The 25,858-nt window shown below is 51.2% G+C and carries 19 protein-coding genes, 4 pseudogenes and 2 riboswitches; of the genes and pseudogenes, 10 read left to right on the top strand and 13 right to left on the bottom strand.

Annotation, left to right across the window (positions count from 1 at the left end):
• Position 1: 1 nt before the first annotated feature.
• Positions 2-775: an acyl-CoA dehydratase activase gene (locus G614_RS0107215; protein ID WP_027641426.1), complete on the bottom strand. Its 774-nt coding sequence runs from the start codon at positions 773-775 to the stop codon at positions 2-4.
• A gap of 116 nt (positions 776-891) precedes the next feature.
• Between G614_RS0107215 and G614_RS34305 the strand changes: the two are divergent.
• Positions 892-987, top strand: a pseudogene (locus G614_RS34305) (metallophosphoesterase); the annotation flags it as partial.
• Between the two features lie 58 nt (positions 988-1,045).
• Here the strand turns inward: G614_RS34305 and glgD are convergent.
• From glgD to xdhA, 6 genes are all read right to left on the bottom strand, one after another.
• Entirely contained in the window at positions 1,046-2,191 is a 1,146-nt protein-coding gene (gene glgD, locus G614_RS0107205) for a glucose-1-phosphate adenylyltransferase subunit GlgD (protein WP_027641425.1), read from the bottom strand.
• Positions 2,185-3,393, bottom strand: a complete 1,209-nt coding sequence (locus tag G614_RS0107200) for a glucose-1-phosphate adenylyltransferase (protein WP_027641424.1) — start codon at positions 3,391-3,393, stop codon at positions 2,185-2,187. Before G614_RS0107200 ends, glgD begins: the two co-directional genes overlap by 7 nt.
• Positions 3,394-3,526: 133 nt before the next feature.
• A complete protein-coding gene (locus G614_RS0107195) occupies positions 3,527-4,867 on the bottom strand; it encodes a uracil-xanthine permease family protein (RefSeq protein ID WP_027641423.1) in 1,341 nt (446 codons plus the stop codon).
• A gap of 27 nt (positions 4,868-4,894) precedes the next feature.
• On the bottom strand, positions 4,895-5,395 hold the full coding sequence (gene xdhC / locus G614_RS0107190; RefSeq protein ID WP_027641422.1) for a xanthine dehydrogenase subunit XdhC: 501 nt from the start codon (positions 5,393-5,395) through the stop codon (positions 4,895-4,897).
• Entirely contained in the window at positions 5,388-6,278 is an 891-nt protein-coding gene (gene xdhB / locus G614_RS0107185; protein ID WP_027641421.1) for a xanthine dehydrogenase subunit XdhB, read from the bottom strand. The genes xdhC and xdhB overlap by 8 nt, the downstream gene beginning before the upstream one ends.
• A gap of 10 nt (positions 6,279-6,288) precedes the next feature.
• Positions 6,289-8,715 carry a xanthine dehydrogenase subunit XdhA gene (gene xdhA / locus G614_RS0107180; protein ID WP_027641420.1) on the bottom strand — a complete coding sequence of 809 codons (2,427 nt, stop codon included), beginning with the start codon at positions 8,713-8,715 and terminating at the stop codon, positions 6,289-6,291.
• Positions 8,716-8,782: 67 nt separating this feature from the next.
• Positions 8,783-8,879, bottom strand: a riboswitch (purine riboswitch).
• Between the two features lie 445 nt (positions 8,880-9,324).
• On the opposite strand from xdhA, the gene G614_RS0107175 reads away from it, so the two are divergent.
• Both G614_RS0107175 and G614_RS0107170 read left to right on the top strand, forming a co-directional pair.
• Positions 9,325-10,773 carry a DUF4454 domain-containing protein gene (locus G614_RS0107175; protein WP_027641419.1) on the top strand — a complete coding sequence of 483 codons (1,449 nt, stop codon included), beginning with the start codon at positions 9,325-9,327 and terminating at the stop codon, positions 10,771-10,773.
• A 97-nt stretch (positions 10,774-10,870) separates the two neighbouring features.
• A complete protein-coding gene (locus G614_RS0107170) occupies positions 10,871-11,353 on the top strand; it encodes an NAD(P)H-dependent oxidoreductase subunit E (protein ID WP_027641418.1) in 483 nt (160 codons plus the stop codon).
• On the opposite strand, the gene G614_RS0107165 is transcribed toward G614_RS0107170, so the two are convergent.
• Together G614_RS0107165 and G614_RS34300 are read right to left on the bottom strand one after the other, a co-directional pair.
• Positions 11,331-11,924, bottom strand: a complete 594-nt coding sequence (locus G614_RS0107165) for a DUF1062 domain-containing protein (protein WP_027641417.1) — start codon at positions 11,922-11,924, stop codon at positions 11,331-11,333. The genes G614_RS0107170 and G614_RS0107165 overlap by 23 nt on opposite strands.
• Before the next feature lie 181 nt (positions 11,925-12,105).
• A complete protein-coding gene (locus G614_RS34300) occupies positions 12,106-12,345 on the bottom strand; it encodes a CD3324 family protein (protein ID WP_080664488.1) in 240 nt (79 codons plus the stop codon).
• Positions 12,346-12,353: 8 nt separating this feature from the next.
• On the opposite strand from G614_RS34300, the gene G614_RS0107155 reads away from it, so the two are divergent.
• The 3 genes from G614_RS0107155 to thiC all read left to right on the top strand — a co-directional run bounded on the left by G614_RS0107155 (position 12,354) and on the right by thiC (position 15,872).
• On the top strand, positions 12,354-12,656 hold the full coding sequence (locus G614_RS0107155) for a YciI family protein (RefSeq protein ID WP_027641416.1): 303 nt from the start codon (positions 12,354-12,356) through the stop codon (positions 12,654-12,656).
• Positions 12,657-12,932: 276 nt separating this feature from the next.
• Positions 12,933-14,141 (top strand): dicarboxylate/amino acid:cation symporter, encoded by a 1,209-nt coding sequence (locus G614_RS0107150; protein WP_027641415.1) that lies wholly within the window; start codon positions 12,933-12,935, stop codon positions 14,139-14,141.
• A 156-nt stretch (positions 14,142-14,297) separates the two neighbouring features.
• Positions 14,298-14,407, top strand: a riboswitch (TPP riboswitch).
• 157 nt (positions 14,408-14,564) lie between these two features.
• Positions 14,565-15,872 carry a phosphomethylpyrimidine synthase ThiC gene (gene thiC / locus G614_RS0107145; RefSeq protein ID WP_027641414.1) on the top strand — a complete coding sequence of 436 codons (1,308 nt, stop codon included), beginning with the start codon at positions 14,565-14,567 and terminating at the stop codon, positions 15,870-15,872.
• A gap of 143 nt (positions 15,873-16,015) precedes the next feature.
• On the opposite strand, the pseudogene G614_RS0107140 reads toward thiC, so the two are convergent.
• Both G614_RS0107140 and G614_RS34985 read right to left on the bottom strand, forming a co-directional pair.
• Positions 16,016-16,552 (bottom strand): annotated as a pseudogene (locus G614_RS0107140) (sodium/proton-translocating pyrophosphatase); the annotation flags it as partial.
• Positions 16,553-16,573: 21 nt separating this feature from the next.
• Positions 16,574-16,765 (bottom strand): annotated as a pseudogene (locus G614_RS34985) (sodium/proton-translocating pyrophosphatase); the annotation flags it as partial.
• A 122-nt stretch (positions 16,766-16,887) separates the two neighbouring features.
• On the opposite strand from G614_RS34985, the pseudogene G614_RS34295 reads away from it, so the two are divergent.
• Positions 16,888-16,989 (top strand): annotated as a pseudogene (locus G614_RS34295) (pyridoxamine 5'-phosphate oxidase); the annotation flags it as partial.
• A gap of 132 nt (positions 16,990-17,121) precedes the next feature.
• The gene (locus G614_RS0107130; RefSeq protein WP_027641412.1) at positions 17,122-19,494 is read left to right on the top strand and encodes a family 78 glycoside hydrolase catalytic domain; all 2,373 of its coding nucleotides are present in this window, start codon (positions 17,122-17,124) and stop codon (positions 19,492-19,494) included.
• 74 nt (positions 19,495-19,568) lie between these two features.
• On the opposite strand, the gene G614_RS0107125 is transcribed toward G614_RS0107130, so the two are convergent.
• Positions 19,569-21,200 (bottom strand): response regulator, encoded by a 1,632-nt coding sequence (locus G614_RS0107125; RefSeq protein WP_027641411.1) that lies wholly within the window; start codon positions 21,198-21,200, stop codon positions 19,569-19,571.
• Between the two features lies 1 nt (position 21,201).
• A complete protein-coding gene (locus G614_RS0107120; protein ID WP_027641410.1) occupies positions 21,202-23,055 on the bottom strand; it encodes a sensor histidine kinase in 1,854 nt (617 codons plus the stop codon).
• Positions 23,056-23,324: 269 nt separating this feature from the next.
• Between G614_RS0107120 and G614_RS0107115 the strand changes: the two genes are divergently transcribed.
• Together G614_RS0107115 and G614_RS0107110 are read left to right on the top strand one after the other, a co-directional pair.
• Complete coding sequence (locus G614_RS0107115) at positions 23,325-24,686, top strand: ABC transporter substrate-binding protein (RefSeq protein WP_027641409.1); 1,362 nt, start codon at positions 23,325-23,327, stop codon at positions 24,684-24,686.
• A 98-nt stretch (positions 24,687-24,784) separates the two neighbouring features.
• On the top strand, positions 24,785-25,858 hold the full coding sequence (locus G614_RS0107110; protein WP_027641408.1) for a carbohydrate ABC transporter permease: 1,074 nt from the start codon (positions 24,785-24,787) through the stop codon (positions 25,856-25,858).

The raw sequence follows: 25,858 nt of genomic DNA, 5'->3' as shown, positions 1-25,858 counted from the left end.
GTCAGCTTCGGCTCCTTTTCTTTAGTTTCCCATATCCCAGTACGGCGGCTCCTATGGCTCCGGTATACTGAGAGAGTGGGTGAGTGGTTATATGGGAGGTGTTCATATATTCTCCCAGTACGGACCGCATGACTTCTGACTGTGCCAAGCCTCCTGAAAAGAAAATATCAGGATGTCCTCCTGTCAGACGCTGTGCAAAGATGGCGGTCCTGTGGCAGATGGAGTGGACACATCCAAGTACAATGTCGCCCGGAGGCGTCTCCTGGGCCATCAGTCCTACAATCTCGCTTTCCGCAAAGACAGCGCACATGCTGTTGATGGGTACCGGCCGGCATCCATGGACGAACTCGTCCAGATGTGAGATGTCGCTTCCTACCCGGGCCATAATCATTTCCATGAAACGTCCGGTGCCGGCCGCACACTTGTCGTTCATTAAAAAATCATTTACCTGGCCATGGCTGTCAAGGGTAATGACCTTACAGTCCTGTCCGCCGATATCAATGACTGTATCACAGCCAGGGGCCAGATAGGAGGCGCCTGCGCCGTGGCAGGTGATTTCTGTGATTTTTGCGTCCGCCTCCTTTAAAAGTTCCCGGCCATACCCGGTGCTCACCACGAACCCGGTGTCCTCTGTGTAAAGCTGGTCGTAAATGTCTCTTAGAATCTCGCCCGGACGCATGGAGGTGGGAAGCATGTGGCATCCCACCACATTCATTCCGTCGAACAGGACCCCCTTGGTCATGGTTGAGCCTGAATCAATCCCTAAACTAAACATATAAACTCCACTGTTTTTTCGCTTCTATACCTATTTGAGTATAAATAACTGAGAAAAAATAGTCCAATCGATATTCTGAATGACATTTGATTAGAGATTGAAAAAATATATAGGTGTATCAGGACAGCTTTCTGGGGGAGGTGGACGGAATCGAGTATAAGCTGGTTTCATCGGATTATCTCAGGTTCCGGCCGGAGAGGATCGGCGGATAAAAGGAGGATGTCCCCATCAGGGCGGACACCCTCCTTTTTCAGCCCGTTCAGCTGCTTCCTATACAACCTGATACTTTGCCACGTACACCGGGAACGTATCAGTGCCTTTTATATCCTTGCCTTTTGTGATGGTCACATTCTTATCAGTCACAGCATACTCCGCGCTGGCGCCTGCTTCTATCACCGTATCCTGCATGAGCACACAGTTCTTTACCCTGGCGCCCTTTCCTATCTTGACACCGCGGAACAGGATGCTGTTTTCCACCTCTCCCTCGATGATGCATCCATCGGCAGCCATGATGTTGCTGGCCATTGCTCCGTTGATATACCGGGCCGGATTGTCGTCGCGAATTTTGGTATAGATGGGATTGCCGGCGGAGAAGAGTGCATGCACATTGGCATCGTCCAGCATCTTCATATTCTCGTCAAAATAGCTCTTCATGCTGCTGATTCGCGCCACATATCCGTCGTAGCGGAATGCATGCACGTTCAGCCTTCCTATCTGAGGTGCCAGGATATCGCGCTCAAAGAATACCTGTCCGCGCACATAGGCAGTGTTTATCTGGTCAATCAGGAGCTCCCGGTCAATGATGTAGATGTTCATGGAGAAATTCTGCACTCCCGGTTCCTTGGAGTTCATGTACATCTTGGTAACACGGCCATTGTCAATGGACAGGGTATAGTAGAGGCTTTTTCCGATGTCTCGGTGTCCGGTGAGGTCGCCGGGAAGGGGTTCCTCCCTGTATGCCACGGTAACATCGGCATTACTGTCCATATGGGCCTGAATCAATGCGTTGAAATCAAAGTTTACAGCCAGGTTTGTATCGGCCATGACCACATACTTTTCCTTCTGCTCCTTCAGGAAATCCAGGATACTGGCCAGCGCTTCCACGCGTCCGTTGTAGATGCTCACTGTCTTTTCGGCAAAGGGCGGGACCAGGTTAAGGCCGCCGTTTTTGCGCGTCAGGTCCCATTCACGGCCTGAGCCCAGGTGGTCCATCAGGGAGTGATAATTCCTGCGGACAATCAGGGAAATATTGTCAATTCCGCAGTTCGCCATGCTGGAAAGGATGAAATCCACCAGACGGTAACGGCTGGCAAAAGGAATGGAGGCCATCAGGCGCTCGCTGACCAGGTCGGGAACCAGGGAATCATAGCTGTTGGGAAAAAGGATGCCCAGGGCATTTGCATTGGAATTTACCATTGTTCTTCACCGCCTTTTACATTATTCTTTACCATGGCACTGGGACCAATCTTGGCATTGGGCCCGATTTCAATGCCGGGACCGATGGTGGCCACGCCCTTTTCTCCGTCAGACGGCATGGCTCCAACCACTGCGTTCTCTCCAATTACCACGTTTTCAGCCACAATACAATGTTTTACCACGGCGCCTGATTTGATGGTGGTGCCGCCCATGACAACAGCGTCTTCCACCTGTGCTCCGGCCTCAACCTTTACGCCTGAGAAGAGGATGGAGTGCCTGACCTGTCCGTTTATACGGCATCCGTCGGTAATCATGGAATTCTCTACCAGGGCATTGCCGCTTATCTTGTGTCCGGTCATACCGCTGTTGCGGCTGTAAATCTTCCAGTTTTCATCAAAGAGATTGATGCCGCTGTGCTCCGGGTCCAGGACCTCCATGTTGGCTTCCCAGAGGGAGGAGATGGTCCCTACGTCCTTCCAGTATCCGTTGAAGTGATAAGCATACATCCTGCGTCCGTCGCGCAGCAGGTTGGGAATGATGTTGTTGCCAAAGTCATTCTCAGAGTGCGGGTCAGCCTCATCCTCTATGAGGTACTGTCTGAGGATGTCCCAGTTGAATATGTAGATGCCCATGGAAGCCAGGTTGGACTTTGGATTCTTTGGCTTTTCCTGGAATTCGGTGATGCGGTCATCCCCGTCAGCCACCATGAGTCCGAAACGGGATGCATCCTCCCATGGTACTTCCATGACAGCCACGCTGAATTCGGCTCCTTTTTCCTTGTGGAATTTAAGAAAGTCGCTGTAGTCCTGTTTGCAAATCTGGTCTCCTGAAAGGATGATTACATACTGCGGGTCGTACCGTTCAATAAAGGAGATATTCTGATAGATGGCATTGGCCGTGCCTTTGTACCAGTCTGAACCGGATGCTTTCTGGTAGGGCGGGAGTACATGAACACCGCCGTAAAGACGGTCCAGATCCCAGGGCTGTCCATTGCCGATATACTCGTTCAGGACAAGAGGCTGGTACTGGGTCAGGATGCCCACTGTATCGATTCCGGAATTCACGCAGTTTGAAAGCGGAAAATCGATGATGCGGTATTTACCGCCAAAAGGAACCGCGGGTTTTGCCAGTTTTTGGGTCAGCGCGTAGAGACGGGAACCCTGGCCGCCGGCAAGAAGCATTGCAATCATTTCTTTAGCCATAACATTTCCCCCTGATTGGTGTTGGATATTTATACAGATTGTATCATATATTGGAGGAAAAAGACAGAGATTTATGCAAAATAATTATAAAAATGATGAAAAACGGAAGATAATATAAAAAAGTGCTCAGTCTTTACCCCTCCAGGGTCTTGATATCCATATCCTTTGGAAGCACCAGGCTTAAAAATACGGAAACGGCAAATACAACAGCCACCACATTGGCCGAAAATACGGACCGGACCAATTCAGGGAAGATATCCCAGATCCCAATTTCACTGGCTGTGGTAAAGCCGATGCCCACTGCCAGGGAGAGGGAGACAATGACTATGTTCCTCTGGGAAAAGCCGCATTTGGCAATCATCTGTACGCCGGAGGTAAGGATGGTGCCGAACATCATGATGGTGCATCCGCCAAGCACTGCCTGGGGCAGGGAAGCAAAAAAGTTTCCCACAGGCGGAAGGAGTCCGGCCAGAAGCATACAGGCCGCCCCTGTCATGATAGTGAAACGGTTGACCACCTTTGTCATGGCCACCAGGCCCACGTTCTGGGAGAATGAGGTCACGGGAGGACATCCGAATACAGTGGAGAGGGTGGATGCGTAGCCGTCGCAGGCCAGGGAGCCGGATATTTCCTTTCCCGTGATTTCGCGGTTTAAACCGCCTGAAACCAGGGCCGAGGTGTCGCCTATGGTCTCTGCCGCAGACACCAGGAAGATGATGCAGGCGGAGATGATGGCCCCTGCATGGAACTCAGGCATAAAGGGCAGCAGATGGGGGAAGGAGATGATTCCGCCGGACATAATCAGGCTCAAATCCACTTTCCCGAGGAAGATGGCGATTACATACCCCACAATCAGGCCGGCCAGTACGGACAGCTGTTTTAAGTATCCTTTGGCAAAGATGTTCCACAAAAGACAGGTCAGCAGGGTGATGGTACCCAGAATCAGGTTCTGGGCGGAACCGAAGTCGTCTGCGTATCCGCCGCCAAAGGACCTGGCGCCCACCGTAAAAAGGGAAAATCCGATGGCTGTAACCACAGAGGCAGCCACCACAGGGGTAATGATTCTGCGCCAGTATTTGGCCAGAAGTCCCAGGGTTCCTTCAAAGATACCGCCTATGAGCACGGCTCCCACCACGGCGGGATAACCGTAGTTGGCGGCAATGGTGCTGAGGACTGTGACGAAGGTAAAGCTGACGCCCATGACAACGGGAAGCTTAGAGCCAATCCGCCAGATGGGATACAACTGAATCATGGTGGCGATTCCTGCCACAAACATTGCGTTTTGAAGCAGGATGGCTGTCTGTGCCTGGCTTAGGGCCGGCTGGGCAGCGCCTGCTATGATGGTAATAGGCGCAAGGTTGGAGACGAACATGGCCAGGATGTGCTGGAGGCCGAAGGGGATGGCCTTGGCAATGGGCACCCTGCCTTCCAGTCTGTATATGTTGTTGATGCTGCAATTGGTATTGCTGTTCATGATTTGTTCCCCCTATTTTAATAATAGTTAATCGGTCCCGCTGGTTCTGTGGCTGACCTGGTACACCTCATCCACAATGCGCTCCATGGCGTTGAGGATGTTCTCATAGCCGGTACATCTGCACAGATGCCCGGATATCAGCTTCTTAAGCTCTTCCCGGCTGTATTTTTTTCCGGTTCCCACGATTTCCACCGCGCTCATGATAAGGCCGGGGGTACAGAAACCGCACTGTACGGCTGCCTCCTCGATAAATGCCTTCTGAATGGGTGACAATTCCCCGTTGGGCCCCTTTAAACCTTCCACTGTCATGATGCTTTTTCCCTCGGCCCACAGGGTCATGTAGATACAGCTGTCTATGGCTTCTCCGTTTACCAGTACGGTACAGGCGCCGCATTCCCCGACCTCGCAGCCCTTTTTCACGGATGTAAGCCCCAGACGCTGGCGCAGGGTATCGAGCAGGGATTCCCTTTCATCCACAGCCAGCTCCACTTCCTTACCATTTACTTTCATGTGTACAATCTTAATCATTGACCGCACCTCCTGCTTTTTTTATTGCCTCTGCCAGGGCCCGTTTGGATAATTCTTCAATGAGCTGCAGACGGAATTCTTTTGACGCCCTCCATGAGGAGCGGGGGTTCACTTCTTCCAGGGCAGCCTTGCCAAAAGCCAGGATAGCCGCACTGTCATTGACAGCGTGACCCTTTAAACCATCCTCTGCCCTCCGGCAGCGCAGGGGAGTAGGACCGGCCACGCCGTATCCCAGCCTGACGTCCTCAATCCGTTCCTTATCCCGGCTCAGCTTTACACGCACCGCACAGCCCAGGGTGGCAATCTCCATGGCCTTTCTCTTGCCATACTTGATGTAATGGCCGCTCCAGCCCTCGAAGCTGCTTTTGTGTACCAGGAAACCGGTACAGACCTCGGTCCGTTCACGGACCGTCCGGCCGGGACCTGTATAGAATTCACAGACCGGCACACTGCGTCTGCCCTCCGGGCCCTCTAACAGAACATCTGCCTCCAGGGTCCACATGGTGGAAGCGGAGTCAGCCGAGGTGGCGCCGTTGCAGATATTGCCGCCGATGGTTCCGGTGTTGCGTATCTGGGGTCCGCCCACCATGTCCACAGCGTCCCCCAGCATGGGTATGTATTTCTGGATCAGGGCGTCGTTGGTGATATGGGAAAATGCAGTGCCTGCACCTATCCACAGATCGCCGTCATCAAGGAGGCGGACTCCCTTTAATGCTTCTATATTATGGATGGATACAACGGACCTTCCGGCATCCTTTCCCTCCCTGACACGAATCAGAACGTCTGTGCCGCCGCTTATGATTTCGGCGTCAGGATTTTTTACCAGGGCATTTATGGCGTCAGCCACATCCTTGGCCTCATAAAATGATTTGATATCAAACATAACCTTCTCCTTATATCAGACCTTTTTCTTTGAATTTTTCTATGAGCCGCTGGGCGGTCATGGGAGTCACATCCATGTGGACTCCGGTGGCGTTTAAGATGGCGTTCCGGATAGCGGGGGCCACCGGAATAGCAGGAGGCTCGCCCAGGGATTTGTTTCCGTAAGGGCCGGTTGGGTCCTCCAGCTCGATGAACGCCACGTTTAAGTCCGGCGTATCCATGGCAGTGGGAATCTTGTAATCCAGCAGGTTATTGTTTAAGGGCCTGCCTGTCTTTTCATCTACCAGCAGCTCCTCCGAAAGCCCGTATCCCAGTCCCATGCTCATGCCGCCGTGGACCTGGGCCCGCGCGGTCATAGGATTGATGAGCACTCCTGAGTCATGGACATTGATGATATCCTTCACCGTCACCAGTCCAAGGGGAATGTCCACCTCGATTTCCACAAAGCAGCAGCCGGAGGAAAATGTGTTGTCCTTACACTGGCTGGTGACCTCGGCTGTGATATGTACGGAGCGGTCCAGGGAATAAAAGGCAGTGTCAGCTACCACGGACAGGTCGAAGAGCACCGGATCCCCTCCGCTTACCACGATTTTGCTGTTCTCTATGTCCAGCATATCCGGCGACACCAGTGCCCCTTCCTTAAGTCCCAGAGTCTCCCGGAGCAGGGCAGCTGCTGCCTTTACTTCGTCGGCGTACACGGTTTTGGAGAGGTCGCTTACATCGTGGCTCAGCATGTAGGCGGCGTATTCCAGTATCTTAAGGCGGAATTCCTCACCGCATTTCCTGCAGGCCATGCCGGACACATAGGTCTGGCGGGATGCATAGGCCCCGGTGTCAAAGGGGGTCACGTCCGTGTCCTGGGTGGATACGATGTAGACCTTGTCAAAGGCTATGCCGGTTGCCTGTGAAGCCATCTGGGTGAATACGGTGTCGGCCCCCTGGCCGATTTCCGTAGCGCCCATGCACAGCTGCATGGAGCCGTCCTGGTTGAGTATCATGCGGGCGGAAGCTGTTTCCAGGGAGATGGGGTGCACGCCTGTCTTATAACAAAAGATAGCCATACCCACACCCTTTCGGACCGGACCGGTCTGATTGCGGTAGGCGCTCCACTTCTCGTCCCAGCGGATGTGCCTGCGCCCTTCCTCGATGCATTTCTTCAGACCGTAGGAATGGAAGGTGATGCCGTTGGCCGGGTCCACGAATCCGTCCTCCATGCAGTTTTTCAGCCTGAATTCACAGGGGTCCATGCCAATGGCGTCTGCCAGGTCATCGGTGAGACATTCCGCAAACCATGCTGCCTGGGGAATGCCGTAGGCCCTCATGGCGCCGGCCGTGGGAGAGGAGGTGTATACGGTGAAGCAGTCCACCTCAGTACCCAGCTCATCCCTGTAAAGGTCCTTGAATACATTGCCGCAGTTGGCGCAGATGGCGTGGCCGTGGGATGCGTAGGCGCCGTTGTTGGCATAGGCCTCCAGCTTCCTGGCAAGGATGCGTCCGTCCCTTGTCACCAGGCCCTTACATTTTCCCTTGATGGCGTGGCGGGTGCGGGTGCCGGAGATGGTTTCCTCCCGGCTGATTTCCAGCCTGACAGGCCGTCCTCCGACGGACATGGTCAGGAATGCGTTTAAGGGTTCATAGAGCACGTCCTGCTTGTTGCCGAAGCCGCCTCCGATGTAAGGCTTTATGATGCGCACCCTTCCGATTGGAACTCCCAGGGCCTGTGCCGTACAGCGCCTGACTATGTGGGGAATCTGGGTGGAGGATACCACGGTTATCTTGCCGTTGGTGTCCACATAGGCCCATGAAACTGGCAGCTCTATGTGGCAGTGGGAAATCCTTGGGGTATCGTATTCCTTTTCCAGGGAAATGATTTCCTCCGGTCCGTAACAGGACCCGGCTTTCTTAAGTCCGTCCTCATAGGTGAAATCACTGTCACCCATGGTCATGTGGGAGTGTACGATTACATTGTCCTTCCTGAGATCCGGGTGCAGGGGAGTGGCGTCCTCTGCCATGGCTGCCTCCACTGTAACAATAGGAGTATATTCTCTATATTCCACTTTAATCAGGCGGGCTGCCCTGGCTGCGGCCACCTCATCCTCAGCGATGACAGCCGCTATGTCATCCCCGTACAGACGGACCCTCTGGTTCAGTATTTTCCTGTCACAGATATCCTGATGCTTCTTTTCCACGCTCCATGGATGGCCTGCCGTAGGAAACTGGCAGTCGGGAACATCAAAGCATGTGACAATCTTCACCACACCAGGTACCTGATAGGCCTCTGTCAAGTCAAAGCTTTTGACCAGTCCGTTGGCAATGGCAGAGTGCACGACCTTACCGTGCAGGATGTCTCTTGGTTCCAGGTCCGCGGTGTACTTGGCCTCACCGGTCACCTTCCCGTAAGCATCAACACGTTTTACTTGCTGCCCTACAATATTCATTTTTTGATTTCCTCCTTACTTTTCCTGCCAATTTTAGTGCGAATCTTTACACAAATAGAAAAAAAGAGCTGGCTACATTAAGATATGTAGCCAACTCTTTGCGGTAGTTGGTAGAGACTCTGGGCCAATCCCCAGGATATACATATTGGCAAAAGAAATGTTAAATTGTTATCTTAAAAAGAATTATAGTACCTAAAAAAGTTTTAGTCTACGGCAATAATTGTGAAAATTACGGACACAATATTGTGTAATATACACAAAAATGGTGCCGGGATGATGAAAAAGGTGCATGCTTATATGATTTGGTTTCTGTGGCGTCCTATTGCATTTTCCACCTGTTTTTGTTATATTTAAACCATTGGAAATTTGTCAAAAGAATGTCTGTTTTGGTGAAACCACGATTATATAAGTAGGAAATGAAGATGGTGCCTGGTTCGGCCGCATGATAAGCGGTTTCACCGGCAGATAAACGCCGGTGCAGCATTGTGGAGCCTCTGCGGACCAAGGAGGACAGGCAGGACGAAATGATGGATATATCCGATCCGAATTAATGGAAGGGATGGGGTTACGGTGATTAGGAAACAGATATACAGGGCTGGATGGACCTCAATGGTCCTGCTGGTTTTGACCTCCTGCCGGATGAAGGATACGAAGCAGACATATCCGGAAGGTATCACGCAACAGCAGACTAAGGCTGTCGGTCAGTCTGAAACCCATGAGGAAAAGGGGCTGTCCCGGAAGCCTGCAGCCGGGGATGCCAAAGCAGCAGGGGGTGCCGGACTGGAAGGGCCGGGAACCGCTGTCAGAGCAGTACAAAACCTGGGAGCCTGTAACCGGCTTATAACAGGCAGGTTCTTTAAGGCGGGGGACATACGGTGCGGCCTGTCCTTTGAACTCACCGGAGAAGGCTGGGAATCGGACCGGCTGAAATGTGTTTTTACCCTTCCGGATGAGATGCATGCCAGCTATTATGACAGCATGAGAAGCGCTGAAATCCTGACTGAGAAGGGGAAAAAGGCATATAAGATAACACCGGAGACCATGGAAGAGGTTCCGCGGGTCCCGGCGCTAACATATACCATTAAATTTGCCATGGATGATGTCTCTGACCCTCATATTTCAGTGAAAGGGGAGGGAGGACTGGCCGGCGACTATTATCTGTTTGAGGACAGCCTGACCTTTCCGGATGTATTTTCGCGCTATCTGTCCAGGGCAGATCTCTGCCTGTGGCCCACGGAGGATTTGTGGCTTCTTCGGAATGAAATATATGCAGCCAATGGACGACAGTTTAAATCCGATGTGCTGAGCCGGTATTTCTCGGAAAAAAGATGGTACAGAGGAATCATTGCACCGGATTCCTTTTCAGATTCCATTCTGTCGGATGTGGAATCCGGAAACATTTCCCTTATACAGAAAATGGAAAATGATACGAACAGAGACAAACTGGACGGGCGGAATCAGTATGGGCTGGAGGACCTTCCTCCGGCGCCCTATCTGTCATATCTGGGCAGGTATGATGAAACCGGGCTGAGCGGTGACCTGACTCAGGCCAGGGATATGGGGGCATACTACGCTGTGCCGGGGGAGATATCGGTTCCTGCTTCCATTACCAGGGAGCAGCTTCAGACAGCCATGGAGGGCGGCCAGGTAAGGGTGACTCTGGATGAGCTTACAGGCGAGAGCCGGATGCTGACGCTGAATCCCGGTCAGGAAGATACGCCTTATGGATTCCTGCTTCATGAAGCGGGGGAAGAGCCGGCAGGCCAGGGATACGAGACAGGAATCAGGCTGGATTACAATACGGATGAATACCACCTGTGGCAGACCAGCTGGGATACGGTGATGAAGACGGTCTACAGGGGAGATATCTATATCATGAAGGGAGCTGTCTCTGGTGCAGATAACGGGCTTTTGAGGGCATCACAGTATCAGCGGGAGATTTGCCCCGGTCCGGTGGACCCGGAAACAGGGCAGGTTATTTACAGCCGGGTGACGGGGAACCGGCTCTATTACAATGCCAGGGGGCACTTTACCGCAATCTATTACCTGGGGGATTAATATAAAAGATGCGGTAAAAGGATCCGGTAAAAACAGATTCTTGTGAATAAAATCCGTCCCGGAAGCCCAAAGTTATACTGGAAGCGAGGTTTTGCATATGCAGATAAATGAAGATGAAGCCCGGGATAACCGGATGAGGGAAATCCTGGACTACTACCGCGGGCTGCCGGAGCGTTCTTCACAGGAGGCCATTGTGGAGATGCTGAGGGAACTACAGGACGTCCATGGCTGCATCAGCCCTTATGTGCTGGAGCAGGCAGCAGAGGCTGCCGGGGTACGGGACTCCATGGTACAGGCTATATGTAAGCGGTATCCCAGCTTAAAGACAGCACCCTATAACCATGAGATCATACTCTGCACCGGAAGGAACTGCGCGGCAAAGGGCAGTCTCACAGTCATGGATGAACTGAGAAAGAGACTGGGAGTGGGAAAAAACGGCATATCAGAAGACGAGACCGTGTGCCTTAAGACCAGGAACTGCCTGAAGAACTGCCGAAAGGCGCCCAATGTCATGGTGGACGGACGTATGTGTTCCGGCCTGGACGCAGAGGGCATACTCAGGGAATTAAAACGCCGGTGATGTAAAGTCTGATATGGTTTCCTGCCCTGCTTTTCTTCAGCTCCCGGCCATCTGCGCATTGGATCCTGCCGCTGTCAGTCAGCTGGTCCAGTCTGCGCTGGGACAGGTGCAGTTTACTTTTTAATATGGCATGTACCCGTACGGGAAGCGGGTATGGGTTATCAATCAACAGGACGATGGAGGAGGCTGGGTCAGCAGATGCAGGTGAATCAGCCAGTTGGAAAACCTGGCCTTCTACGTGGTAGGAAGGCAGCTGTATTACGGTACCATTCTGGCGGAGGAAGCCGGTGTCCATGGCGTACTGCATAGCCAGGGAAGGGTCGTTTCCGTGAAAGCGGGAGAGCAGCCCGGTAGGAAGGCTTCCGGGATTTACGCGGGAATAGATGGCTGCGTTCCAGGTGGAGCTGCAGCAGGAGCATTTATAAATCAGCCATATATCCAGGTACTTTCCCTGGGCATTGACCCGGAACTGTCCGGAGCTTATGAATTCCTGTCTGGTATTGCATTTTTTACAGTATCTCACAGGAGCAGGCGGCCTGTCATACTGTATGGTCCATTTGATGTCTTTCATATTGTATTCCTTTCCTGTCTGTCTGGCGGAGCACGGGTTCTGCGGGCAGTAAAGAGTGTAACATCCTGACAGGCGGATACCAACCTAATTCTTGTTTGATAAATAAAGTTGAGACATACAGATGGGATGCAAAAAGCCCGGACAGATGCGGTTGATTCGCATGGGTCCGGGTCTTTTATGCTTATTTGCCTTTCTTTTCCTGGCCTATGATTCGCTGTATGCTTTTAAGTGACAGACAGTATAGGGAGGACAGCTCGTCCGTACTTGCGCCGGACAGATAATCACTGTAAATCTGGTGATTGCGAAGACGAAGCTCCTGTCGGGTGGAGGTCCCCTCACCCCAGCGCTTTTTGTGCCCGGCAGTCTTCGGTATATATATCAGCGCGGCAGAGATAAAACAAATTAAAACAGAACAGGAGATGCAAAATTATGAAGTATTTTTTAGTGGAAGGAAACATAAAAGACGCCGGCAGGATGACGGATGATATCATGAAAGAGCATATGGCCTACACCCAGGCAGCCATGGCTCGGGGGATGATATTCATGTCCGGTCTGAAGGCGGATATGAGCGGCGGCATATCCGTCATGAGGGCAGAGGATGCAGGTGAATTACAGGAATACCTGGACAACGAGCCGTTTTTTGTCCACGGAATACAGGAGTACAGGGTGGTTGAATTTGATGCCCATTATGTAAATAAAGCGCCGGGTGGGTGGCTTGGCAGGAAAGGATGAAACGAACAAAGGCATGTCTGGCCGGCCTTTTGATACTTGCTTCCGGAAAAACTTTATGTCCTCTATACGGCAAACATGTGATCCAAACCGTTTGCCTCCCTTTCCATGATTTTCTCTTGTATAATAACTGTCGTTAATAGGTTTCATTTTAAGCGTTGGCGTGGTTGGTTTCAGAGATTGTTAAACATTTACTTTTTTAGTATGTGGTAGTAATAGTGTTAAGATTGTGTTATAATTGCATTTATATAAAAATACTAAAAAAGGGGAATTATGCGTATGAAAAAGAAACCACTTGCACTATGGATTTTTATTGGATTGGCATTAGGTATTGTGGCAGGTATGTTGTTGATGAGCCGGCCGGACATTGCGGAAATTTACATCAAGCCCTTTGGCACCCTGTTTCTGAACCTGCTGAAATTCATCGTAGTCCCCATTGTCTTGTTCTCCATCATGAACGGTGTTATTTCCATGAAGGATATTAAGAAGGTGGGAAGCATTGGAGGTAAGACAGTCATCTATTATATGTGCACTACCTTTTTTGCGGTTACCCTGGGACTTTTGATAGCGAATCTGTTCAAAAAGGGATTTCCGGTGCTGTCCACCAGCTCCCTGGAGTATACGGCAGCGGAAGCACCCAGTTTTATCCAGACCCTGATTGGCATTTTCCCAAGCAATATCATACAGCCCATGGCCGAGGCATCCATGCTTCAGGTAATCGTGGTAGCTTTGCTCTTTGGCTTTGGCACCATTGTGGCGGGAAAGAAGGGAGAGGTGTTTGGAAACTTTGTGGAGAGCGCCAATGATGTGTCCATCGCGGTTATGTCCTTCATCATCAAGCTGAGCCCTATCGGCGTGTTCTGTCTGATTACGCCTGTGGTGGCTGCCAACGGACCTCAGATACTGGGCAGCCTGGCCTTTGTGCTTCTGGTGGCCTATATTGGGTACATACTCCACGCCTCATTGGTGTATTCGCTGACCGTGAGGTCTCTTGCGGGCATTGGACCGCTTAAGTTTTTCAAGGGCATGGCACCGGCTATGATAATGGCGTTTTCCAGCGCATCCTCTGTAGGCGCCCTTCCTCTTAACCTGGAATGCGCGGAAAAGTTAGGGGCCAGAAAAGAGGTTGCCAGCTTTGTGCTTCCACTGGGAGCTACCATCAATATGGATGGAACCGCCATTTACCAGGGCGTGTGCGCTGTGTTCATCGCTTCCTGTTATGGAATCAACCTGACTCTGCCCCAGCAGATTGTCATTATACTGACAGCTGTTCTGGCTTCCGTGGGCACGGCCGGCGTGCCGGGCTCCGGTATGATTATGCTGGCTATGGTGCTTCAGAGTGTAGGGCTTCCTGTGGAAGGCATTGCCCTTGTGGCTGGTATTGACCGTCTGTTTGACATGGGACGTACCACGGTGAATATTACAGGAGACGCTGCCTGCGCAGTGATTGTTTCCCATCTGGAGAATAAGAGGTTAAAGAAGGCTTAAGCCCGAAGTTCTAACCCATGAGCCCCGGGGTATTGGCAGGAGAATATTGGATAAACATTTGAGAATAATGGTTGACAAGCAGATATTTTCCATATAAACTGACAGAGTGAGGCGAAAATGCCTTTCGGATACAGCAGGAGAGCTGCCGTATTCAGTCATATTACAACAGGGAGCTTGTGGAGCAGGCTGAGAGGAAGTAATCGAACTTCGACCTATTAAACCTGATTTGGATAATGCCAACGTAGGGAAATATGGAGTATGCACTAGCTTGCATGATATGAATGGTCCATTCCTTACCGGTATGGGCCCTTTTGCGTCCTGAAGTATATCTGGCGTGACGTGGGCAAATGAACACGGTTTAATGGATTATGTGTGAAAATTGCTTTTTACCACATGCGGGCTCCGGGCGAAGAGGAGGAAAACATGGATTATACCACACAGATGGACGCAGCCAGGAAAGGAATCCTGACAGAGGAACTGAAAAGGGTGGCGGAAAAGGAATTGTTTGAACCAGCAGAACTGATGCAGCAGGTGGCCGAGGGCAAGGCTGCCATTCCTGCCAACCGGCTGCATACCTGTCTGGAGCCAAATGGAATCGGATCCAGGCTTAAGACGAAAATTAACGTAAACCTTGGCACTTCAAGGGACTGCAAGGACTTGGACATGGAATTACAGAAGGTAAACGATGCTGTGAGGATGGGGGCAGAGTCCATTATGGATCTGAGTTCATGGGGGGATACCCGCACGTTCAGAAGAAAGCTGACCACCCAGTGCCCTGCTATCATAGGCACTGTTCCCATCTACGATGCCGTGGTCTATTACCACAAACCGCTGAAGGAAATTACTTCACAGGAGTGGCTGGATATTGTAAGGATGCATGCAGAGGATGGGGTGGACTTCATGACCATCCATGTGGGAATCAACCGGCAGACAGCGGAGCGCTTCAAGAAGGCGAGGCGCCTTACCAATATTGTTTCCAGGGGAGGCTCCATCATATTTGCCTGGATGGAAATGACGGGAAAGGAAAATCCGTTTTATGAGCATTTTGACGAGATACTGGATATCTGCCAGGCCTATGATGTGACCCTGAGCCTGGGAGACGCCTGCCGTCCGGGATGTATTGAGGATGCATCGGATATATCCCAGATTGAGGAGCTGGTGACGCTGGGCGAGCTGACCAGAAGGGCGTGGAAGAAGAATGTGCAGGTCATCATAGAAGGACCGGGCCACATGCCTTTGGACCAGATTCAGGCCAATATGAAGATACAGCAGACCATATGCCAGGGAGCCCCCTTCTATGTCCTTGGCCCTCTGGTGACAGACATTGCTCCGGGATATGACCATATCACCGCAGCCATAGGCGGAGCCCTGGCCGCTGCCAGCGGAGCGTCCTTTTTGTGCTATGTTACGCCGGCTGAACATCTGAGACTGCCGGACCTGGACGATGTTAAGGAGGGCATCATGGCGTCCAAGATTGCCGCTCATGCAGCTGATATTGCAAAAGGCATAAGAGGGGCGGCACAGTGGGACCGCGAGATGAGTACGGCCCGGAAAAAACTGGATTGGGAGCGTATGTTTGAGCTGTCCATTGACCCGGAAAAAGCCAGGAAATACCGGGAATCAGCCAAACCGGAAAAGGAGGACACCTGTTCCATGTGCGGTAATTTCTGTGCGGTGAAAAACATGAACAGGATATTGGATGGGGAAATTGTGAGTATTTTTGATGAGTGATGGGAGTGGATGGAGGGAGGTTTTCGCCTGATACAGCCCTTTGCCAACAGCATTTTAATAAAACAATGGGAAGGAAAATCCGTGTTTTGGATTTTCCTTCCCATTAACTGTTGTATAGCCGTAAATAGAATTCGGCTTTGTGATTAAATTAATCCTCCAAACTGCAGGAACAGAGGAGCAAATACCAGAGACACAATCGTCATCAGCTTAATAAGAATGTTGATGGAAGGACCTGAGGTATCCTTGAAGGGATCGCCTACGGTATCGCCAACTACAGCAGCCTTGTGAGAATCACTGCCTTTGCCTCCGTGGTTTCCTTCCTCGATGTACTTCTTTGCATTATCCCATGCGCCGCCGGAGTTGGACATGAAGATGGCCATTAATACGCCGGTTACCAGAGCGCCGGTCAGAAGTCCGCCAAGGGCAGAAGGGCCAAGGATGAGGCCGGTTGCCAGAGGCGCCAGCACTGCCATCAGACCTGGCAGGAACATCTCGCGAAGGGCGGCTTTGGTGGAGATGGATACGCAGGAAGCGTAGTCAGGACGGTCAGTTCCCTTGAGAATGCCGGGGTTTTCCCTGAACTGGCGGCGTACCTCCTCAATCATCTGATGGGCGGCCTTGGATACGGATTCCATGGTCATGGCGGAGAAGAGGAAAGTCAGCATTCCGCCGATGAAAAGTCGTGTTCCGAAACCGATGACAAAGAATAACACAGCTACAAAGACGACCAGTATGCGGTACTCGGAAGCCAGGAACGCATTGGCGCCCTCTGCGATTGCGTCGGCAATCTCACGCATCTTGTCAGTGCCTGGATCATCCTTGACGACCTGCTGTCTTAGAATGACGGCAAACAGGAGTCCCAGCAGCCCCACTACTGGGACTAAGAATAACATTTGTTCCATAATACCCTCCTAATTATTGGTTAAGATAAGATCTTCTTAATGGGATTGTAACAGAGTTACTGGGATTTTTCAACAAAAAATATTAGAATACATTAAAATAATTGTGGCAAATCAATAACCGGAAGGAGGTGTATAAGGACATGCAGGCCAATCCGGGGGCGGAAGTATCTGTTTCCGATTCCGCCTATGCGTGGCTGCGTCTCCATGGCAGAGCCGGATATTAACGGAATGCAGAATGTATCCGGAAAAATTACATCATTTACCTGGATTTTGCCATGGTTCATTGGATTGGCTGGTGTTATGCTTGACTGCACAGTATGAATTTGCCCAGAAGGAGGTAAAAGCAGATGCAGATATTCCAGCCAATATGGTATACCATTCCTGAATTCTCAAAAGAGATTCCGGTCTGTGTATACCACAAGGAGAATGAATTGGCTGACAGCAGGGAGAGACAGAAGAAGGAACCTGTACGCAATCTTCATGTGTTGGCCAGGTCCGGCATGGAATGGGACGGAATCAAGAGAGTTATTTTGCGGATATCAGCAGACGACTACTATAAACTATATATCAACGGAATCTTCATCGCCCAGGGACCGGCGCCGTCATACCCGGAACATTATTATTACAATACACTGGACATTACGCCTTTCCTTCATCAGGGAAAGAACATAGTGGCCGTCCATCTCTATTACCAGGGCCTGGTCAACCGGGTTTGGAACAGCGGGGACGGCCGTTTTGGCGTGGCGGCGGAGCTGATTGCGGCGGATGGGATGGCGGAACTGATTGCGGCGGATGGGATGGCGGAGCTGACCGCTGGGGATGAGATGGCGGAACTGACCGCGGCGGATGAGCCGGCGGGAGCGGCCTTCCCGGACTGCGGTCTGCGCTGGAGATACCAAATCTGCCATGCCTACTCAGGAGATGTCATCGGATATGATACACAATTTCTGGAGAATTTTGACAGCCGGAAATGGGATGAGGGATGGAAGCTTCCTGAGTACGAGGACAGGGATTGGCCATACATGGTACAGGCAGAATGGACGGATTACCGGCTTACAAAACAGCCTGTGAAGATGCTGGATATATATGAGATTAAGCCGAGGCAGATAAAGGAAGAGCCAATACCGGCGGAGGAAGAAACCTCGCCGGCAAAGGAAGAACTCCCACCGAACAAAGAAAGGTCCCCACAGTCAAAAGAGAATCCATCCCGTTCATCCTGGTTCGTAGACATGGGACAGGAGATAACCGGGGCCCTGGTAATACGGGCAGCGGGGAAGGCCGGGGACAGGGTCATCATACGGTGTGCGGAGGAGTGCCGGGACGGGGATGTCCGCTATGATATGCGCTGCAACTGCCGTTACGAGGAGATATGGACTCTGGACAACGGCGTAAGCACCCTGGAGCCTTATGATTATAAAGGATTCCGCTACGCCAGAATCATACCGGATACCGGAGTGAGGATCGAGAATATAAAGGGGCTGGTGCGCCATTATCCTATGGACACAGGTCTCTGTACCGTAAAGAGCAGTGACGGAAATTTAGACCGCATATTTGCCATCTGTAAGAATGGGGTAAGGCTGGGCACCCAGGAAGGATACCTGGACTGCCCTACCAGGGAAAAGGGACAGTATCTGGGAGACGCCGTGGTGACGGCCCATTCCCAGGTATGGCTTACGGGAAGCGTGGAGATGCTTCGCAAGTGTATAGGACAGTTTGCCCTTACCAGACACATTTGCCCCGGTCTTATGGCGGTGGCGCCCGGTTCTTTTATGCAGGAAATTGCGGACTTTTCATTGCTGTGGCTGGAACTGCTTCTGATTGACTACCGGTTTACAGGGGATAAGGATTTCCTGCGGTCCCATTACCGGACGGCCGCCGGTGTGATGGGGCATTTCAGAACATATGCCAGGGAGGACGGACTGCTGGTTCGGGCAGGGGATAAGTGGAATCTGGTGGACTGGCCGGAAAATCTGCGGGATGGATATGATTTTGAGCTGAGCCGTCCGGTGGTGGCCTATGGATGTCATAACGTCATAAACGCTCTGTATACCGGGGCGGCGAAGAATCTGACAGAGATAGAAGAAATACTGGGTTTGGCTCACTCCATGGATTGGGAAAAACTGCGGAATTCCTATATAAAGGCATTTTACCGTCCGAAAAAGGGGCTTTTTGCGGACAGTGAGACAAGCAGCCACTGTGCCCTGCACTCCAATGTTTATGCTGCATATTATGGATTAGAGCCCGGGGAAGCCTCCGGCGGGATAGGGGATTTTCTGGTAAAAAAGGGACTGGCCTGCGGTGTGCTGGTAAGTTATTTTTATCTGAAAGCCCTGGCCAGACTTGGCCGGTATGAAGATGTGTTCCGGTCTATTGTGAATGAATCCGAACATGGATGGGTGAATATGCTGAGAGAGGGGGCAGATACCTGCTTTGAGGCATGGGGGAAGGAACAGAAGTGGAACACCAGCCTCTGCCATCCGTGGGCAAGCGCTCCCATCCCTGTGCTGATTGAGGAGATTGCAGGTTTTGTGCCGGACCCCGGCCAGGCGCGGGGCTTTGGGCTGCTTCCCCATATTCCGGCAAAGCTGAGCCATTTCGCGATGAGTGTGCCGTTCAGAGGAAAACGGTATGCGGTCAGGAAGGACAATGGGAAGGAAAGGATAAAATTTTACAGGATAAACGATGATATGTCCATGGAAGAAATCCATCAGGAATGCTAAGATAAATGTGCCGCCGCTAAAAGCGGCAGCACCGGATAATTCAACAGGGTGGGAGGTCCCTGTGCGCTTCTTTTTTATTTCTCACCGCTATTCTTCATGCTCCCCGGCATATGGGACTGCATGAACTCCCTTGGGGAGATTCCTTCCACCTTCTTAAACACCTTGCTGAAATAAAAGGCGCTGTCAAAGCTCAGCCGGTCAGCCACTTCGTATATCTTTACATCCTGGTCCAGCAGCAGGGATTTAGCGCGTGCAATCTTCTTCTGGGTGATATATTCGGAGAAACCAATGGTGCAGGTCTTCTTAAAAAGGGAGCTTAGGTAGTTGGGACTTAAGCCGAATACGGCAGCCACCTCGTTAAGGGAAAGGCGTTCCTCGATATGGTTCTGGATGTACTTCTGGACATTGGTAACCACATGGTCCTTATAGGTCTTTCTCCGGCTCTTTAACACCTGGCACAGGCCGTCCCGAAACTGGGCCAGCCAGCCGTTGATCTGTTCCGCCTGCTGCATTTTATAGATGGACCGGTAGCCGTCTGTGTATCCCGCAAATACCTGGTCCATGGTATCCTCACCGTCCGGGAGAAGGGAGAGGGCCAGGTAGAGGATGTTGCAGGCGCCATCCAGAGCCTGTATGTAGCGCATGGGATGGGAGGCAAAAAGCTCTATGATTTGGGAAATGGCGGCATGGAGCACATCCGTGTCAAATTCCTCAAAGGCCTTGGTCAGGTCTTCCTTGAAAACAGCGATGTTGAAGGCATTCTTAATGGAGTCCTCCGCTATCCCGGCAAAGGATATCACCGGCGTATTGCCGTGCGCCATGGCGGATGCCTGGCGGGCTTCCTGGTAGGACTCATTGATTTTAAGGGGGTCCTCCACCGGAGTTCCCAGGCCCACGGCGAGCTCTACAGAAAAGTAATTGTGGACCATATGGCAGGTATTTTCCCAGGCATCATCCATCACGCCGGAATTTAACTCCTCCTGCCTGTCCAAACAGAAGATGGCGGCAAAATGCTGTTTGTCCAGGGATATGACATGGCAGGAGGCATACTTCGTGAGGATTTCCCGTATCATTTGAAGGCTGCTGGAATAAAGCTTCATCTGCTGGTCCGGGTTCATCTCTCCTGCCTTTTGACTGTGCATCTCCCCATGGGCGGCCAGGAAACAGCGGGCGGAAAAGTCCAGCTTTAAATCCCTGGCCTGAATCTCAAACTGCTCCCTGCTGTCAAACAGGTTGTGGAGGAGCCGCATAAAAAATTTGTCGTTATAATTCTGCAGCAGGGGCCTGCCTTCCCCTTCCTGGCGGTAGGCCTGGCTGGCCCGCAGTTCCTCCAGACGATCCAGAGCCTTTCTCACCGTGTCCTTAAGGCCCTCCGCATCCAACTCCAGTTTAATCAGATAGTCTACGGCCCTGTAGGAAAGAGCCTGCTTGATGAGAGGAAATTCCTCATAGCTGGTAAGGAAAATAAAGAGGGGGATGGGTCCATAGGTATCCCGGCATTTTTTTGCCAGCTCCAGGCCGTTCATAATGGGCATTTTGATGTCCGTGATGACTAATTCCGGAGCATATTCCTCAATCATTTTAAGGGCAGCCTGTCCATTCATGGCAGCGCCGCACACCTCAATGCCAAATTCCTCCCAGTTTATCATGGATTTGATGCCAATCTGCACCAGTGGTTCGTCGTCTGCTATCAGTATTTTAATCATGTCATATCCTCTCCGATATCATATAAGGCAGGGTGATTACCATGGTGGTGTATTCATCCACTACACTTTCTATACGGATTCCGTATTCTGGTCCGAAGCTGTACTTGATCCGTTTATCTACATTATTAATGCCCACCTGTTTAAAGAAATCAGCGCTGGGTGATGCGTCGCCGCTTAATACGCTGCGGATGGTCTCCGGACTCATGCCCACGCCGCCATCCGTAATGGATATGACGAGGGCAGGGCGGGAGCCGGTTACGGCAGCCTTTTCAGCCCGTATAACGATTTTTCCCGCGCATCCCTTTGGCTCGATACCGTGGAACAGGGCATTTTCCACAAGGGGCTGCAGGGTGAAGCGGTGAATCTGGCATTGGTACAGAGCTTCATCTGTTATCTCGTATTCAATGGAAATGCTGCCTCCGTACCTGTATTGCTGGATGAGAAAATAATCTCTGACCAAATCCAGCTCTTCTCTGAGAGAAATTCTCACATCCGTTCCCTTTGATACGTTCTTCATGAGCCGGGCCAGGGCAGTGGTCATTTCCGCGATGCCGGGGGCATTCTGGATGGTGGCCATCCACTTGATGGAGTTCAGGGTGTTGTAGAGAAAATGAGGATTAATCTGGCTTTGGAGGATTCTGTATTCCAGGTCCTTTTTCTGCTTCTCATCCTCCACCTTTCTTTCCATGAGGCTGACCACGTTTTCCGACATCTGGTTAATGCCCCGCCCGATGACTCCCAGCTCGTCCTTCCATTCTATGGACGGATCCCTGGAAAAGTCCCCTTCCGATATAAGGCGGATTTTGTCCCGAATCTGGTTCACGGGCTGGCTGATGGTGCGGTTCAGTATATAGGCCAGCATCAGTCCCATCAGGCCGATGATGATGACAATGGTGCCGATAAGCAGCAGATACATCTGGTTCTGGGCATTGTAGTCCTGCTCCGAGAGTACCAGGGAAATGCTCCAGCCCTGGTCCCACAGGGGACGGGATATCATCCGTCTTGTGGTGTTGTCTGCCATGCGTATTAAACGCACCGTGGTGCTGTTGTTCAGAACATCCTTATTTATTTCCCTGACAGCGGTATAGTCAGGGGAGGCCTCTGTAAACAGACCGTCCTTGTACTGATAGGAATGTGTCCCAATGGTTATGTAAAGGAGACTGTCCGGTTCCAGGGGAAATGCCTTCAGGTAGTCCAGAAAAATGCGGTCGGAAACAGCCAGATAGGTCCAGCCAACGGTTTCCGTATTGTACTGGTTTTTTACAGGACGTGCCATGGGGATACACAGGGAGGAGTCGGAGGTTGGATAGAGACAGTCCTCTAATCCCATCCAGACATACTGGCCGGCAGTGACCAGCTCATGAAAATATGGCAGGTCCTGTACCGTGGACGCGGCTCTGGGAATGGAGGAAGCCGCCTTGTCATTGACCTGGAGGTAATTCATGCAGTTTTCAGGGCTTACAATGGCCCGGATGATATACTGGGAGGAAGAAGTTTTAAAGAATTCTTCTTTCAGCCGGTTATAGGCGTTTAAGGCCATGGAGCGCAGGGGCGCCTTTGCGGATGAGATGGACGGCATCTTAACCTGGTTCTGGAAGCCCTCCAGATACTGGATGATATCCGTGCTGGAAGTGCACCATTTATTGAAGTAGATAATATTATCCATGTCATTGGATACATTGTGGGATACCACCTGAAGGTTATACTCAGCCGACTGAATCTGATTGCGGCGAAGGAAAGACTGAAAGACCACAAAGCAGATGGATACCGTGACCGCTGCAATCAAAAGGGTGATGGCCCCGGTGCAGAGCATGATTTTGCTGCGTATGCTGGATGGCATGATTCGTTTTATCATAGGAATACCTGCCTTTCACCAATACTATAGACAATGGAAAATCATTTGTCAAATAGAATCAAAAAACGTGGCGTACTATTTGAATGTATTGTAAAATATTACTTGTTTATCGTAAAAAAATACAGGTATTATCCGGGTGTTCCTGTAAAATGTCCTTATTTGTGAATAAAAAATGAATCTTTTTTCATAGATATTCCATTCAGGATCCAGAGCCCGGCAGCTATAATATAGGCATAACAAACAAGCTGTATAAAGGCAGGAGGAAGAAGATGAAGAAACGTTTAATCAGTCTTATGATGGCAGCAGTCATGGCAGGTTCCCTGGCAGGCTGCGGAAGGGGAGCAGGAGCAGATACAACAGCCCCAGGCACAGCCTCAGGCGCTGAGTCAGGAACCACGGAAGGTACACAGACAGGTACACAGGCGCAGGATGCCTCGGGACAGTCCACCATCAAATGGGCTATGTGGGACAAGGACCTGACCGCTTACTATAAACCGCTGATTGAGGCATTTGAAAGCGGCAACCCGGACATTAAGGTGGAAATGGTGGACCTGGGAAGTTCTGATTACAACACGGTCCTGACCACGCAGCTTACGGGCAGCGGATCCGGCTTTGACGTGGTGTCCATCAAGGATACCCCCGGATATACCACATTGGTGAACAAGGGAATTCTGGAACCGCTTGATTCCTATATCGAGAAGGCCGGAGTGGACTTAAGCGGATATAAAGGCTTAACCGACCAGATTGCGGTGGACGGTAAATTGTATGAGCTGCCCTTCAAGAGCGATTTCTGGGTGATTTATTATAATAAGGATATATTTGACAAGGCCGGAGTGGAATATCCCACAAATGACATGACCTTTGAGCAGTACGATGAGCTGGCCGGAAGGATTGCCAACACGGAACCGGGACAGGAGGTCTATGGTTCCCACTACCATACATGGAGAAGTACGGTCCAGATGTTTGCGATGCTGGATGGAAAGCACACCATCCTGGATGGGAAATATGATTTCCTGAAACCGTATTATGAAACCATATTAAAGGAGCAGGAGGACGGAATCTGCCAGGATTACGCAACCTTAAAGACATCCAATCTCCATTACTCAGGTGCGTTTTCACAGGGAAACATCGGAATGATGAACATGGGTACATGGTTCATTTCCACCCTGATTGAAAAGGTTGGAAGCGGGGAGTACACAGACTGTGCAAATTGGGCTATTGTGAAGTACCCTCATGCTGAGGGCGTGGAACCAGGTTCCACCGCGGCCCAGATTACATCCCTGGCCATCCCTGCCAGCGCTCCCAACAAGGATGCGGCATGGAAGTTCATGCAGTTCGTATGCGGTGAAGAGGGGGCAAAGGTCCTGGCGTCCACAGGCAATTTCCCTGCCATCATGACCGATGACATTGTAAGTACCGTGGCATCCACCAGCGGATTCCCCACAGATGATGCCAGCAGGGAAGCGCTTCAGACTGCCAATCTCTATCTGGAGATGCCTGTCAATGCCAAGAGTTCTGAGGTGGAAATCGTGCTGAATGAGGCTCATGACAATATCATGACCGGCAACATGACCGTAGACGAAGGTATCGCAGACATGGAACAGAAGGTGGCGGCTGTACTGGGACAGTAGGCCCATATCACATCAGACAGGATTCACCAAGAGGCAGACGGGACATCAACCGTCTGCCTCATTTAAAGAAAGAAGAACATGAGGAATGGAGGAGCGATATGGCCAAGGTAACAACAACCGACCCGTCAGAGGCCGAAAGGAAACTGGCTGTCCTGAGACCGCAGCTGGAAGAACTGGAGCTTAAGGTACAGCGGGAAAAGGATTCGCGGCAAAAGAAAAAGCTGATTAAAAAAATAGAAAAGACAGAGGATAAAATCAGGCAGGCCAAGACAGGAGAGCGGTTCAGCCGCCAGACCAAGAGGAATTTTGTGGCCTATTCCTTCATAGCGCCTAATTTCATAGGCTTTGCGGTATTTACCCTGGGACCTGTTATATTTGCCTTTGTGCTGGCTTTTCTGCAGTGGGACGGGAACAGTCCCATCCAGTTTGCGGGACCTGATAATTTCGCCAAGATGATTGGAAATACGCGTTTTCTGGCATCTCTTAGAAATACAATTATCTATTGCGTGGCCACGGTTCCCCTGACCCTGGCCGTCGCTCTGGGGCTGGCCGTGGTCCTGAACCAGAAAATAAGGGGAAGGAATTTCTTCCGCACCGTGAGCTTTTTCCCCTACGTGGCGTCGCTGGTTGCGGTGGCAGCTGTCTGGAACATGCTGTTTTCCCCGGCAAAAAGCGGCCCTGTGAACATGATTTTATACAACCTGGGCGTTGCCGCCAAATCCCTCCCCAAATGGTCGGCGGGCAAGGACTGGGTCATGTTTACGGTCATCACCTTTTCAGTGTGGAAGAACATGGGCTACTATATGGTCATTTATCTGGCCGGGCTTCAGGGCATCAACGCAGAGCTCTATGAGGCATGCAGCCTGGACGGAGCCAATGTATGGCAGAGGTTTTGCTACATAACCTGGCCGCAGCTTCGGCCCACCACATTTTTCGTGACCATCATACTGACCATCAACTGCTTCAAGGTGTATGACATCGTGTATATGCTGGCAGGAGGCAACACCGGGGTGCTGAACGAATCCGCCATTGTCCTGGTGTACCATATCTACGAAGAGGCGTTCCGCAACTGGAATCTGGGATATGCCAGCGCGGTTGCCATGGTGCTGTTCCTCATCGTTCTGGCCATCACTCTGGTCCAGTTCCGCGGTGAGAAAAAATATGCGAATTAG

Origin of the sequence: [Clostridium] clostridioforme AGR2157 (genome assembly GCF_000424325.1) — a bacterium.
Taxonomy (GTDB): domain Bacteria; phylum Bacillota; class Clostridia; order Lachnospirales; family Lachnospiraceae; genus Enterocloster; species Enterocloster clostridioformis_A.
Note: the sequence above shows the minus strand (reverse complement) of the source record. Positions and strands in the feature narration are given on the sequence as shown.

Excerpts from the sequence above, each read along its gene's own strand:
- G614_RS0107215 (WP_027641426.1), bottom strand. The coding sequence starts at position 775 with ATGTTTAGTTTAGGGATTGATTCAGGCTCAACCATGACCAAGGGGGTC.
- glgD (WP_027641425.1), bottom strand. The coding sequence starts at position 2,191 with ATGGTAAATTCCAATGCAAATGCCCTGGGCATCCTTTTTCCCAACAGC.
- G614_RS0107200 (WP_027641424.1), bottom strand. The coding sequence starts at position 3,393 with ATGGCTAAAGAAATGATTGCAATGCTTCTTGCCGGCGGCCAGGGTTCC.
- G614_RS0107195 (WP_027641423.1), bottom strand. The coding sequence starts at position 4,867 with ATGAACAGCAATACCAATTGCAGCATCAACAACATATACAGACTGGAA.
- xdhC (WP_027641422.1), bottom strand. The coding sequence starts at position 5,395 with ATGATTAAGATTGTACACATGAAAGTAAATGGTAAGGAAGTGGAGCTG.
- xdhB (WP_027641421.1), bottom strand. The coding sequence starts at position 6,278 with ATGTTTGATATCAAATCATTTTATGAGGCCAAGGATGTGGCTGACGCC.
- xdhA (WP_027641420.1), bottom strand. The coding sequence starts at position 8,715 with ATGAATATTGTAGGGCAGCAAGTAAAACGTGTTGATGCTTACGGGAAG.
- G614_RS0107175 (WP_027641419.1), top strand. The coding sequence starts at position 9,325 with ATGGTCCTGCTGGTTTTGACCTCCTGCCGGATGAAGGATACGAAGCAG.
- G614_RS0107170 (WP_027641418.1), top strand. The coding sequence starts at position 10,871 with ATGCAGATAAATGAAGATGAAGCCCGGGATAACCGGATGAGGGAAATC.
- G614_RS0107165 (WP_027641417.1), bottom strand. The coding sequence starts at position 11,924 with ATGAAAGACATCAAATGGACCATACAGTATGACAGGCCGCCTGCTCCT.
- G614_RS0107155 (WP_027641416.1), top strand. The coding sequence starts at position 12,354 with ATGAAGTATTTTTTAGTGGAAGGAAACATAAAAGACGCCGGCAGGATG.
- G614_RS0107150 (WP_027641415.1), top strand. The coding sequence starts at position 12,933 with ATGAAAAAGAAACCACTTGCACTATGGATTTTTATTGGATTGGCATTA.
- thiC (WP_027641414.1), top strand. The coding sequence starts at position 14,565 with ATGGATTATACCACACAGATGGACGCAGCCAGGAAAGGAATCCTGACA.
- G614_RS0107130 (WP_027641412.1), top strand. The coding sequence starts at position 17,122 with ATGCAGATATTCCAGCCAATATGGTATACCATTCCTGAATTCTCAAAA.
- G614_RS0107125 (WP_027641411.1), bottom strand. The coding sequence starts at position 21,200 with ATGATTAAAATACTGATAGCAGACGACGAACCACTGGTGCAGATTGGC.
- G614_RS0107120 (WP_027641410.1), bottom strand. The coding sequence starts at position 23,055 with ATGATAAAACGAATCATGCCATCCAGCATACGCAGCAAAATCATGCTC.
- G614_RS0107115 (WP_027641409.1), top strand. The coding sequence starts at position 23,325 with ATGAAGAAACGTTTAATCAGTCTTATGATGGCAGCAGTCATGGCAGGT.
- G614_RS0107110 (WP_027641408.1), top strand. The coding sequence starts at position 24,785 with ATGGCCAAGGTAACAACAACCGACCCGTCAGAGGCCGAAAGGAAACTG.